This window comes from Sphingobacterium gobiense, from assembly GCF_002980575.1.
Classification (GTDB): domain Bacteria; phylum Bacteroidota; class Bacteroidia; order Sphingobacteriales; family Sphingobacteriaceae; genus Sphingobacterium; species Sphingobacterium gobiense.
On sequence record NZ_PVBS01000002.1, the window covers coordinates 1301382 to 1314913 of the forward strand.

Sequence of the window (13532 nt, forward strand, 5' to 3'; positions counted from 1 at the left end):
AAAATTAAGAATGTATGGAAGTCCTGTCTACAAAAGCGAGTTCTTGATGATGGGAAGGCAATACCTGTTCGTTGGCTCTGGATCCGCTGACGCGTTCTTGAAGATATTGAAAGACGACAAATAAAACCGGAATAACCAAGAGACCTAATAGTACACCGGCAAGCATTCCTCCCGCAGCTGCTATACTGATTGCATGGTTTCCTTGTGCAGAGGGACCTACCGCACTCATCATGGGGATCATACCTACAATGAAAGCAAGCGATGTCATAATGATCGGACGGAGGCGCAGTTTAGCCGCTTCCAAGGCAGCCTTGGTAATAGATTGTCCCCGCTTCCTTCCCTGAAGAGCAAATTCGACGATGAGGATGGCATTTTTTGCCAATAACCCAATTAACATAACGAGGGCTACCTGTACGTATATATTATTGGATATGCCGGTTAATCCAATAGCTGCGAACACACCGAATACACCGGTAGGAATAGATAAAATTACCGCCAACGGTATAATGTAACTTTCGTATTGTGCGGCGAGCAAGAAGTAAACAAATACCAGGCATAGGATAAAAATGATCGTCGATTGTCCCCCTGAAATCAATTCCTCTTTGGTCATCCCTGAAAATTCATAAGTATAGCCTGTGGGTAGGTGCTGACGCGAAACTTCCTCGACGGCTCTTATGGCGTCGCCAGAGCTATAGCCTGGGTTCGGTATAGCGTTGATACCGATAGAATTAAAAAGATTGTATCGGGACGCCGTTTCTGGACCGTATACGCGTTGCAATTGAACTAGGGTCGTAATGGGCACCATATCACCATTTTGATTTTTAACGTATATACCGTCCATTGCGGAAGGTTCTGTACGGTTTGTGAAATCAGCTTGTACCATAACGCGGTAATATTTACCAAAGCGGTTGAAATCTGAGGCTTGTGCACTGCCGAAATAAGCCTGCATGGTGTGGAGGATATCTCTCGTCCGCACGCCCAGTTGTTCAGCCTTTATATCGTCAACCTGTAATTCGTACTGTGGATAATCGGCCCTAAATGTGGTAAACGCCATCGCAATTTCAGGACGCTCCATGAGTTGTCCGATGAATCCTTGTCCAATATCGCTAAACTTCCGTAGCTCGCCTCCGGTACGGTCTTGTAAAACCATATCCAAACCGTCAACATTACTGAATCCTGGTACGGTAGGGAAGGTGAATACGAAGAAATTGGCACCCTTGATGCTAGACAGTTTTTGGTTAACCTCTGCCATGATAGCATCGATATCTTTAACTTCGCCGCGCTCCTCGTGTGGCTTAAGCAGGATAAAAGCGACACCGGCTGATGGACTTGTGGATTGGGTCAGGATGTTAAATCCGGCCATCACGTTGAGTGTTTTGGTGAAGGAGGCGTGCTGAAGCTGCTGCTCTGCTTCTTTTAGGGCTTGGGACGTTCTGTCTAACGACGCTCCAGCAGGCATTGACAAGGAAATCGCGATAAAACCTTGATCTTCCGAAGGAATAAAGCCTGTCGGTGTTCGCTGTACCATGAAAACAGTCAAAAGGACTAATACCGCTAGTCCCGATAGACCCACCCATTTGCGACGAATCAAAAAGCGCAGGCTTCCCACGTAATTTCGTGTCAACTTTTCGAAACCTACGTTAAACCCAGCGAAGAACTTTTCCTTAAAACCGAGCCGCTTACCGTTTGCGTGTCCATGATGGACCGGTTTCAGAAACAGTGCACAAAGTGCCGGACTTAACGTCAAAGCATTGACGGCAGAGATAACAATAGCGATCGCTAATGTAAAAGCAAATTGTCGGTAGAACACACCCGTGGATCCTTCCATAAAACCAATGGGGAGGAATACGGCTGACATCACCAGCGTAATAGATATAATAGCCCCTGTTATTTCCCCCATCGCGGATGTGGTTGCTAACTTGGGAGGCAAGTGTGTATGCTCCATTTTGCTGTGCACAGCTTCCACTACGACGATGGCGTCATCTACGACTATCCCGATGGCTAACACAAGCGCAAACAGGGTGAGTAAATTGATCGAAAAACCAAAAAGCTGCATGAAAAAGAATGTACCGATAATGGCTACCGGAACAGCTATTGCTGGTATCAACGTAGACCGGAAATCTTGTAAGAACAAGAAAACGACCAGAAAGACCAAAATAAACGCTTCGATCAACGTGTGCTTTACCTGATCAATAGATTGATCAAGCGCATCTTTGGTGTTATAGAGCACAAGGTGTTTTACGCCCTTTGGAAAATTGAGAGACGCCTTATCCATAAATTCCTGTATGGCAATCTGGATTTCATTGGCGTTGGAACCTGCTAACTGCATAATCCCGATATTCAACCCGGCTTTGCCATCAATGCGTGTATGGCTGGCGTACGTATAAGACCCCAGCTCGACACGGGCCACATCTTTTAACCGCAATATGGATCCGTCCGTATTGGAGCGGATAATGATATTCTCGTAATCCGCTGGTTGGTTGAGCTTTCCCTTGTATTTAATGACAAATTCAAATGCTTCTTTGCTGTTTTCTCCAAACTTACCAGGAGCAGCTTCCATATTTTTATCCTGAATGGCAGCCATTACCTCCCCGGGTGTTAGCTTGTAAGTCGCCATCTGATTTGGATCCAACCAAACGCGCATCGAGTAGTCCTTACTCCCCCCGAAGGCAATTGCTTGTCCAACCCCTGGAATCCGTTTAAGCTCTGGAATGATATTGATCTGGGCGTAGTTTGTAATAAATGTTTGATCGTATTTTGCTTCATCCTCCGTATACAAATCCAATACCATGATCAAGCTATTTTGCTGTTTTGCTGTCGTAATACCTGCTTGAACAACTTCTGTAGGAAGCTGGCTTGTAGCTTGAGACACCCGGTTCTGTACATTAACAGCTGCTTGATCAGGATCGGTACCTAACTTGAAATATACCGTAATCATCAGGGAGCCATCGTTACTGGCGGTTGAACTCATGTAACTCATGTTTTCCACACCATTGATGGATTCTTCTAACGATGGAGCTACTGCACGTAACACCGTTTCGGCATTAGCGCCAGGGTATAGTGCGACGACTTGAACAGCTGGTGGTGCAATATCCGGGAATTGCTGTAACGGAAGTTTCAGGATACCGATAATTCCTAGAATGACAAGTAATATCGATATGACCGTGGCGAGGACGGGGCGTTCTATAAATTTTTTGAACATGTTGCGCTGGAATTAAAGAAATTAGTGAATGTTTTCTGTAGTTACTATTTGAGGCGTGATCGTCTGTCCCTCCTGTAAAAGATCTATCCCCTTATACACGATACGGTCTCCCGGCTTTATCCCTTTTTCGACCAGATAGTTTTCGCCGCTCTTGCCCACAACCGTAATGGGTTGCTGACTAACCTTATTCTCGCTTGTTACCGCATATACAAAAATCTTATCCTGAATTTCTATCGTTGCCAATTGAGGAACAAGGAGGACGTCTTGGTAACGTTTTTCTAGGCGAATCCTTCCGGTGTTTCCATTTCGCAGGACGCCCTCAGGATTTGGAAAAGTAGCTCGAAGCGTGATCGCCCCAGTATGCTTATCGAATTGGCCATCGACCATATCTATTTTTCCAGGGTGTTCGTAAATACTTCGATCAGAAAGCAATAGCGTCACGGGAGGTACCTGTTGTAATTTTTGTTCCAATGTCTCTCCTTTCGTATCACGTTTAAAAGCAATAAAGTCGTTTTCTCCGAGCGAAAAGTATACGTGTAATGTTTCTACATCAGATAGTTGTGTGAGTGGTTCGCTGTCCAATGGACTAACCAAACTTCCCTGCTTTTTTAGCAACCGCCCGATAAAGCCTGCGGTGGAGGCTCTGATTTCTGTGTAGCCAACATTGATTTTTGCCGCTTCCACTGCTGATTTTGCTTGTTGTACACTTGCTTTCGCCGCATGAAGAGCACTGACCGCGGCTTTTAATTGGAAATCGGTTAGTACTTTATTGGCGACAAGGCGTGTCTTTTTTTCAACTTCCAACGCTGTATTTTCTAAAGCGGCTTCAGCCGCTTGTAAATTGGCTCTTGCTTGGTTGAGTTGTTCTTGGTACGGACGATCATTGATCTTAAATAATAACTGCCCTTTTCGCACGCTGTCCCCTTCATCAACGTAAATTCGATCGAGCACACCGTCTACTTGGGGGCGAACCTCGATTGTCGAAGCCCCTTCGATAGAAGCTGGATATTCTTGATAGATAGTCTGGTCGTCATTGGCTAACGTGACGATAGGCAGTGTGGGTGGCGCGGACGCTGCGGGTTTACTGGTACCCGTCGTACAGCCATAAAGAAAGGGTACCATACTTAAAATATATAGTATCCTTACGGGATTAAACGATTTAACAGTGTTAAATAATAATGCCTGGAGATGCTGTGAATCGGTGAATCGTTGCGTTTTCATTTGTAAAGGTTGTTTTTAAATTTAAAAGTTATTTTACAGTGTTAAATTATCTAACGTCGTATCTTTTTGCGTAAAAAAATTAGTCGTTCAGTGAACGTGTTATTCCATAAATGGCGTCTTTAAGCACCTGTTGATTGGTAATCTCTCCATTTCCCTTATCTACTAGATTGATGGATATGAGGCCGTGGATGACAGACCAATAGGTGAAATATTTTCGACAAATCAGATCTTCGGAAGGTTGCTGCTCAGCCATAATCTCTCGGATCACATCGGCGATGTGTTCACCAAAAGACGGTCGACCTTTCTCATTTTTCTCCGCTCCGCAACATGCCGTTCCGATACCAAACATGAGTTGGTAAAGCTCGCGTTCTTCGAAAGCAAAATCCCAATAACTGAACCACATAGCTTCTAGTTGTTTTTCTAACGTGCTTTCTTTGGCTTGAGCTTGTTTGACACGTTTTGCTAGTAAAAGATGGCCTTGTTTTGACAACTCATTCAAGATGGCTTCTTTATTGGCAAAATATTCATAAATCATGGGGGCGGTGTATTCGATAATATCAGCGATTTTACGCATACTTAGCGCCTGCCACCCTTCTTCCTTGACAATCTGAAGGGACGCTTCCAGAATGGAATTCCGGTTTTCGTCTTTAAGGCGTTGAATGCGCTCTTTGCTACCCATGGTTTAATCTTATAAAATCATTTAACACTGTTAGGCAAAATTGCGTATTTTAATTTGTTCCAGTGACATCCAAATGTCATTAAATTTTTTTAACTTAATTTTCATAACGGAAAGCACTAACCATGCTGCTTTGCGTGTCGGTTAATATATTCCGACGGGCTTAGACCGTACATCTTTTTAAACAATGTAGAGAAATGTGTTTGGTTTGTAAAACCCAATGCATACGCGACCTGCGAAATGTTCATTTGTTTTTCCAGCAGCAGTTTCTCTGCCTGTTTGAGGCGTATGTTTCGAATGAATTCACTTGTGGAGATACCGGTCAAAGCCTTCACTTTACGGTGTAGTTGAACGCGGCTTAAACCGACTTCGTCGGCTAACAACTGCACATTGAGGCTGGAATCTTCTAGGTATTTATTAGTGATGCTAACGATGCGTTCCATTAGGATTTCGTCGCTTGATTTAAAGGAGATCGTCTTTACTTTTCCTTGCTGCTCCTGGGCTCCTGAGTATTTCCCTTTGACTGTCATCCGATTTTTAATCACGTTTTCGGCCATAACCACCAATTCTTCCATTAGAAACGGTTTTGTGAGGTAAGCATCAGCACCCAAGCCAATTCCCTGCATGCGATCCTCGTAGTTTATTTTAGCGGTTAGTAGAATAACAGGTATATGATTGGTCGTACTGTTACACTTTATCTTCTTGACTAGTTCAAACCCATCCATGTCGGGCATGGAGACATCGGAGATAATCAGATCAGGTAACTGGGAGAGGGCAAGTTGAAACGCCTCACTTCCATTTTCGGCAGAAAGGATTTTGTATAGCCCTTGCAGTTCTTGGCTCACATACCGTAAAATGTCTTTCTCGTCGTCTACGATGAGTACTTTGAAATTCGTCTTATGCGAAACCACATTAGGAGCAATGGGTTCGGGTACCTGCATAATATGTGGCTTCTCAACTACAACGGTTTTATTGTCGTCGTCGTTTGCCAACAGTGTTTTCGGCAAATGGCTTGTTCCCATTGGAATATGTACACGAAAGCAACTTCCTGGTTCGTCTGTTCGATTTTCTGCGGACACTTTTCCGCCATGTTTTTCAACCAGAACCTGGGTAAGGTGTAGACCAATTCCGGATCCCTGCTGGCCACCCGAAATCTGGTTGTTGCCTTGATAGAACCGTTTAAAGATATTGGTCTTATCATCGTCAGGGATACCTGGGCCGGTGTCTGATACGGTTATTTCAGCATAGCTTGGCTGTTTTGTATTTTGTTTGGTTAGTGAAGAGCTAACATGGACATCTACTGTACCTCCGTCCGGTGTATATTTAAAGGCGTTAGATAATAAATTATGGAGTACTTTATCTAAGCTATTAGTATCGATCCAAACCGGTATGTAGGTGGAGCCGGAACTTACTTTAAACCGTATGTTCCGTTCTTGGGCTTGCTGTTCAAATGACTGCGCACACTGTACAGCAAGGTCTGCTAGATTCGTTTCCTTAAACTTTAATTGGAGTTGACCGCTTTCCAGCTTACGGATATCAAGCAGTTGATTGACGAGGTTAAGAATACGATGTGCATTTCTGCGCATATTTTGTAACGTTTCCTTCGCATGTGGGTCAAGCGTATTTTTTATTAGTTTATCGATTGGGCTAAGTACCAGTGTAAGCGGCGAGCGGATCTCATGCGAAATATCGGTAAAAAGCTGTAATTTATAAGCGTGTAACTTCTCCAATCGACGTTCACGGAGATAGTTGGCGATCAAGATAAGGATACCGATAAATAAAATGAGATAAACCAAATAAGCTAACGTGCTGCGGTACCAGGGAGGCATGACATGCAACGTGAGGAATCGGCTCTCCGAGTACGCACCAAATTTACAGGCTCTGATTTCCAGCTCGTGTTCTCCAGGTGAAAGATTGTTGTATGTGATAAGATTAACTCCCGGTAAAGTGGTGTTCCAGGTTTTGTTAAAACCCTTCAATCGATATTCATAATGAATGTTTTCTGGACTATTAAAATCCATTGTAGATAGTTCGAGTGTAAAACTATCGTCCTGATTGCCAAAATAAAATTCGTTCGCCGTCGCCAGACTTTGCGTGTAAATAGATCTTCCGCCAGACAAATCCCACGGCTTGGTTGTTTGGTTTCGGATGTACAAGTTTGTGATATATACCGGATGCGTATATTTCGTCAACTGAACCTGTTCCGGATAAAAGGAGGTAATGCCCTGTTTTCCACCAAAGTATATTTTTCCCTGGGGATCTTGATAATAAACAGAACGATTGTATGAACGATCAACTAAACCGTCTCCCGTGTAATAGGTCACGATTCTATCCTCAGTTGGGTTTATATAATTGATGCCGTTAAATGTGCTACACCATATATTCCCTTTTTTATCTTCACCAAGTCCAGAAATCACATTACTGGATAGGCCATTGTTGGCGGTGTAGCTTGTTAACTGCCTGCTTCTTTTATCGATCTTATGCAGACCATTATATGTTCCGACCCAGATATTCTCGTATTTGTCTTCTAATAAAGAAAGCACAATTTGTTCGGAGAGGCTTTCGTTTGCCCATTGGTTTATGAACGTTTGCTTTTGGGGGTCATAACAGCTGATACCTTTGTGATGGCCAAGCCAAATTAAACCATTGCGATCACATAAGATGGTGTTGATCCAGTCATTTCCTAATACACCGTTAGGGTTAAGGGTATCGTTCATCGTGAAGAAATTCGACGTGTTGTTGCGTGGATCGTATTCTACGAATCCATTTCCGAATGTGGAGATATACAATTTTCCGTTTTTTCCCAAAACCATCGTTCGGGTTTCCTTCCCTCGAAAGATATCCAAATATATCGCATTGCTCTTTCCTTCTTCGATTTTTCCCAATCCCCGTCTATAGGAAAGGAACCATATATCGCCTCGCTTGTCTTCTAACACTTGCATGATATCATGAAGCTCTGGATATCTCTTTAGTATATGACCTGTGCTATCTACTTTAAATAGTCCGGCATCCTCCACACTATACCAAATATGGCGTTGTTGGTCGGTAGTAATTACATTTATTTTTTTGCTATCGGTTTCCTCTGTTTCCAATATCCTCCAAAATTCGAATTGATGGCTGGAAGCCGGTATAAAAACCAGTCCGCGCTGGAACCAACCTAGCCAGAAATTACTTTCCTGATCTTGAAAAAATGTTCTTATACCGGCTTTACTATAATTCTTGTCAAGATTTGATAATTCGGTTTGGCGTATCAGCAAAGGATGTTCCGATAGCTTTAAGTGCCATATACCGCCGCCTTCCGTGCTGATAACTATGCTGCCATCCTGTGCGAGCCGTATCTCATTGATCATGGGATGAAGGTTGTTTTCAAACGGTAAAGATGTGAATTTAGTTAGTGACTTGTCGGCTAGGACCACCTGAGAATTGTAGGCTAATATGATGTCACCAGTAGGTATGTTTGTCATGTTATACTTTCCACCCTTTGGAAATGGAACCTCGCTGTCGGAAAACTTTTTAGTGTGTTGGAGATCGGCAGATATACAAATAACACCTGCACGATCCGTAGCTATCCAGACGCGGCGTTTGCTGTCTTCCAAAAGTTTACGGCCATACATACCACCTGCAAGCTTATTAACATGCTCTAACGAATGAGCAGCGCCCGCCTTTATATCGATGGAAAAAATCCCCCAGCCCGAAGTAGCGACCCACAATGATCCGTCGGCGCGTGTCAAAATATCAATAATATGGGGAGCAATCTGATCGGGGAACTTAATTCGAATAAACTGCTCTCTATTATCGTTATAGTATTGAAGGCCATTTGAACATCCAATCCACAAACGTTCCTGGTCATCCCGATGGAGTATAGTGACGTGGTTGCTCGATATCGATGTACTATCTTGAACGTCATGAAGGTATTGGGAGAAACGCACCCCGTCAAATTTATTAAGGCCATATTCCGTGGCAATCCATATGTAGCCATGCCTGTCTTGTGCTATGCTATTGATGAGGTTCGACGACAATTCACCAAATCCATAATCTCGATAGTCATAGAGACGTGTGGCCTGTCCATTTGACAATACCGTGAGGCAAATCAATAAAAGTGATAAAAATACTCTTAACATGGGGTTCTTTGGTTACTTTTTTGAAAGATACACAATCCACGATTGATTTAACAAATTAAAAGCTATTTTTTGGGGCAAAAACCTGCTCAAAGATGTTTAGGAAACGTATAGAAATGAAAATGAAACATAAATATAGGTATTTGGAACAAAAAGGAGCGGGAATGTAACGGGTGTGATAATGATACGTATCTTTTAATTCTATCTTTACTTTTGTGGTTTTTCGAGAATGAGGGTGCTTTTCACCCTTACATATAGAAAGCCGATTATAAGCGTTCCGCAAGGTTGTACACGAAATGTTTTGTTTTGACTTTGAGGTGCCAATTTTTAAACATATAAATAAACCGATGTTAGATCATTATTCATGAAGCAGTCTCTCATTTTATTTTTTTTACTTTTTATTGTTTATAAATCGAATAGTCAATCAAGCGATTTACGGTTTGTCTTTCGAGAATTCCAATCCGGCTATCTTCCGTTAATTGAGAAGGGAAAGCCACTTCCGATACATGTTGATCCAAATGATGACAAAGGTGTTCTGCGCGCTGTCGAAAGTTTGCAGCGGGATTTTGAAAAAGTCGCAGGAATACGTAGCGAGACGACACCAGGTATAAAACGAGCGCTTTGGATAGGAACAGTCGGGCAATCGTCTTTAATTGACGGTTTATTGGAAAACGGTTTACTCAATCGTAAGGAGGTTGAAGGTAAGCGAGAAAAATTTATCATCACAGTCGTCAATAATCCTACGGCCGATCTCGAATCTGCATTGGTCATAGCGGGGAGCGAAAAGCGGGGAACTATATATGGAATCTATGAGCTAGCGAAACAGATGGGGGTTTCTCCGTGGCATTATTGGGCAGATGTTCCGGTAGAACGTGCAAAAAATCTCTATGTAAAACCAGGTGTCTACACCGAAGGTGAACCAGCTGTTAAATACCGTGGAATATTCTTAAATGATGAATACCCCGCGTTGACAAGATGGGCTAACCATGCTTTTGGTGGGTATAACAGCCAATTCTATGAAAAAGTATTCGAACTATTGCTTCGTTTGAAAGGAAACTTTTTATGGCCAGCGATGTGGGGCAGTGCATTTTACGATGATGATCCACAAAACGGTGTTTTAGCTGATGAGATGGGCATCGTGATGAGCACCTCACATCATGAACCCATGGCGCGGGCGCAGGCCGAATGGAAACGACATGGTAATGGTGGCGAATGGGATTACAGTAAAAACAAAAAAGGGCTTCAGGAGTTTTGGCGGGGGGGCATGGAACGTGCTAAAAATTGGGAAACATTCGTGACGATAGCGATGCGTGGCGACGGCGATGAACCTATGAGTGATGAACAGAACACCAGTCTGTTGGAGGAAATTGTAAAAGACCAACGTAAAATTATTGAGCAAGTTACAGGAAAAAAGGCAGAACATACACCACAAGTTTGGGCATTATACAAGGAAGTCCAGGATTACTATGACGATGGTATGCGTGTACCGGATGATGTGACCTTACTGTTTTGTGATGATAACTGGGGCAATGTGCGTAAGCTCCCCGCATTGGATGCCAAGCCCCGGAAGGGCGGATACGGTATGTACTATCATTTCGATTACGTGGGAGGTCCTCGGAATACCAAATGGCTGAACGTAAGTCAGGTATCCCGTGTGTGGGAACAGATGAACCTTACTTACGAACATGGTGTAGATAAGATTTGGGTGGTCAATGTAGGGGATTTGAAACCGATGGAATACCCCATTTCCTTTTTCTTGGATATGGCCTGGAATCCCAAGCATTTTAATCCCGGAAACCTATTGGCACATACCGAGGGATGGTGTGCGCAACAGTTCGGTGAACAATATGCTAAAGAAGCAGCCCGGCTGATAGACCTGTATACTAAATTTAACCATCGTGTAACGCCGGAATTGTTAAACCATAAAACCTTTAGCTTGGAAAACTACAACGAATTTGAAAGCGTAGCGAATGCATATCGCGCATTGCTCGTGGATGCCATGCGTTTGTATAATCAATTACCAAGTGCTTATAAGGATGCTTTCGATCAGTTAGTCTTATTCCCGATCAATGGCATGTCAAACTTGTACGATATGTATTACGCTAAAGCCAAGAACGATTTTTATGCCGCTAAAGGTGATGTACGCGCTAACTATTGGGCAGATAAAGTTAAAGAAGGGTTTGAACGAGATTCCTTATTGACGTTACACTTTAATACACTTTCACACGGAAAGTGGAAGCACATGATGGATCAGGTACGGATAGGCTATACCAGTTGGAATAATCCACCTCATAGTATTATGCCAAAAATTACCTATGTAGATACTGCTTCCATTACGCCCAATTCCAAAGTCTATGTTGAAGAAGATGGCTATATAGCAATTGAAGCAATGAATTTTCATAAGGCGAACAACTCTCCAACTGTCCAATGGACGGAACTGCCTAATCTGGGTAAAACCGAATCTGCCATAACGACATTGCCGGTTACAGCGCCGCTGGATGAACAGGTATACTTAGAATATAAAATTGATATTAAATCGACCGGTGAGGCAAAGCTAATCGTGTTGACTTCACCCACACTAAACTACAATGCCAATAAAGGGTTGCGGTATGCGGTCTCTATAAACGGTGGAAAGGAGCAAATCCTGAATATTAACGGGCATTACAAAGGCGAGCTCGGAAAATGGCAAGCCAACCGTATTATTGAGAACGTAACAACACACCGTTTTGACAAGAAAGGTGAACATACGATTCGTATCCGGCCGCTCGAGCACGGCATTGTTATCCAAAAAATCATGTTGGATCTCGGCGGGTTAAAACCGACTTATTTAGGCCCTCCCCAAAGTGCGAAAAAGTAAACTATAAATAATCGCTATTCCTCTATAATGAATTCAGATAAACTGCTACCCAATGAGTCGAAAGGCTTTTATAAGTTGTCATCTATGCAGCGCATAGGATTTGGATCCGGTGATTTGGCGCAAAACCTCATCTACCAGACAGTTTCTATGTATCTGCTTATTTTCTATACCAATGTATTTGGTATTTCTGCGGCAGAAGCTGGTGTCATGTTTTTAGTTGTGCGGATTGTCGATGTTATATGGGATCCTATTGTAGGTGCTTTCGTTGATAAGCGTAATCCGAAAATGGGAAAATACCGTTCCTACCTTGTTTTGGGCGGGATACCGCTTACTGGGTTTGCTATCCTTTGTTTCTGGAACGGATTTTCCGGATCACTGGTATACGCCTATGTGACCTATGTCGGACTGTCTATGCTCTACACCTTGATCAATGTCCCCTATGGCGCGCTCAATGCATCTCTGACACGAGATACCGATGAAATTACCAAACTGACATCGGTACGCATGTTTATGGCCAACTTGGGTGGATTAACCGTAGGATATGGTGTGCCAATAATCGTACAGTATTTTTCACCCGATGGGAAGATCAATTCCCGGGAGTCGGGCGAAGCCTGGTTTATCACCATGACCATTTATGCGCTTGTAGGCTTGTGTTTACTGCTATTTTGCTATACACAGACCAAAGAGCGCGTGGTGATGGATGAAAAAGAAACAGAAAATGTGAAGGTTTCCGATCTCTGGGTTGAATTCAGACACAACGGTCCGCTGAGGGTATTGGCATTCTTCTTTATCACGGCTTTTGCGATGATGGCCACTGGAAATGCCGCAGGCTCCTATTATATGATCTATAATGTGCGGGCACCGGAGATGTTACCTTATTTCATGGCATTAGGATCCATACCGGCATTTATTTTCATGCCCTTAGTACCGACTATCAAGCGGGCCATCGGGAAAAAACAGATGTTTTATGTATTTCTGACCATAGCAATTGTGGGGATGATTATGCTTTATATCATTTCTGTCGTCCCATCCTTAAAAAGCCAGATTTGGCTAGTGTTGGTCGCCCAATTTATTAAATCAACGGGTGTCATTGTTGCTACAGGTTACATGTGGGCGTTGGTACCCGAGGTAATATCCTACGGAGAGCATACCACCGGTAAGCGTATTTCGGGTATTGTAAATGCACTGACAGGAATTTTTTATAAAGCAGGAATGGCCTTAGGAGGCATTGTTCCAGGGTTGGTGTTGGCTTATGTGGGGTTTGATCAGCACAATGCAACAACACAGTCGGTATTTGCCGAACAAGGGATTTTGTGGCTAGTGGCCATCATCCCGGCAATACTGTTGGTTTTGGCGATGTTTATCATTTCCAGATACAAGCTAGAAGATGATGTTATCGACAAAATCAACATCGAAATCGAGAATAGATACAAACAATAGAGAAAACATATAAAAAGA

General features: G+C 43.1%; 6 protein-coding genes. 2 read left to right on the forward strand and 4 right to left on the reverse strand.

From position 1 onward, the window contains the following. Positions 1 to 4 precede the first annotated feature (4 nt). The 4 genes from C5749_RS14295 to C5749_RS14310 form a co-directional block, all read right to left on the reverse strand. The gene (locus C5749_RS14295) at positions 5 to 3202 is read right to left on the reverse strand and encodes an efflux RND transporter permease subunit (RefSeq protein WP_105726822.1); all 3198 of its coding nucleotides are present in this window, start codon (positions 3200 to 3202) and stop codon (positions 5 to 7) included. Between the two features lie 21 nt (positions 3203 to 3223). Further along, positions 3224 to 4423 (reverse strand): efflux RND transporter periplasmic adaptor subunit, encoded by a 1200-nt coding sequence (locus C5749_RS14300; protein WP_105726823.1) that lies wholly within the window; start codon positions 4421 to 4423, stop codon positions 3224 to 3226. A gap of 79 nt (positions 4424 to 4502) precedes the next feature. After that, a complete protein-coding gene (locus C5749_RS14305; protein WP_105726824.1) occupies positions 4503 to 5102 on the reverse strand; it encodes a TetR/AcrR family transcriptional regulator in 600 nt (199 codons plus the stop codon). A 116-nt stretch (positions 5103 to 5218) separates the two neighbouring features. Continuing rightward, positions 5219 to 9220, reverse strand: a complete 4002-nt coding sequence (locus C5749_RS14310; protein WP_105726825.1) for a hybrid sensor histidine kinase/response regulator transcription factor — start codon at positions 9218 to 9220, stop codon at positions 5219 to 5221. A 361-nt stretch (positions 9221 to 9581) separates the two neighbouring features. Between C5749_RS14310 and C5749_RS14315 the strand changes: the two genes are divergently transcribed. Together C5749_RS14315 and C5749_RS14320 are read left to right on the forward strand one after the other, a co-directional pair. Then, complete coding sequence (locus C5749_RS14315) at positions 9582 to 12074, forward strand: glycosyl hydrolase 115 family protein (protein ID WP_105726826.1); 2493 nt, start codon at positions 9582 to 9584, stop codon at positions 12072 to 12074. Positions 12075 to 12101: 27 nt separating this feature from the next. Further along, positions 12102 to 13514 (forward strand): MFS transporter, encoded by a 1413-nt coding sequence (locus C5749_RS14320; protein WP_105726827.1) that lies wholly within the window; start codon positions 12102 to 12104, stop codon positions 13512 to 13514. The last annotated feature ends 18 nt before the right edge of the window (positions 13515 to 13532 follow it).

Bases quoted from the DNA above. Each gene is read 5' to 3' on its own strand.
- C5749_RS14315 (WP_105726826.1), top strand. From the start codon at position 9,582: ATGAAGCAGTCTCTCATTTTATTTTTTTTACTTTTTATTGTTTATAAA.
- C5749_RS14310 (WP_105726825.1), bottom strand. From the start codon at position 9,220: ATGTTAAGAGTATTTTTATCACTTTTATTGATTTGCCTCACGGTATTG.
- C5749_RS14300 (WP_105726823.1), bottom strand. From the start codon at position 4,423: ATGAAAACGCAACGATTCACCGATTCACAGCATCTCCAGGCATTATTA.
- C5749_RS14305 (WP_105726824.1), bottom strand. From the start codon at position 5,102: ATGGGTAGCAAAGAGCGCATTCAACGCCTTAAAGACGAAAACCGGAAT.
- C5749_RS14295 (WP_105726822.1), bottom strand. From the start codon at position 3,202: ATGTTCAAAAAATTTATAGAACGCCCCGTCCTCGCCACGGTCATATCG.
- C5749_RS14320 (WP_105726827.1), top strand. From the start codon at position 12,102: ATGAATTCAGATAAACTGCTACCCAATGAGTCGAAAGGCTTTTATAAG.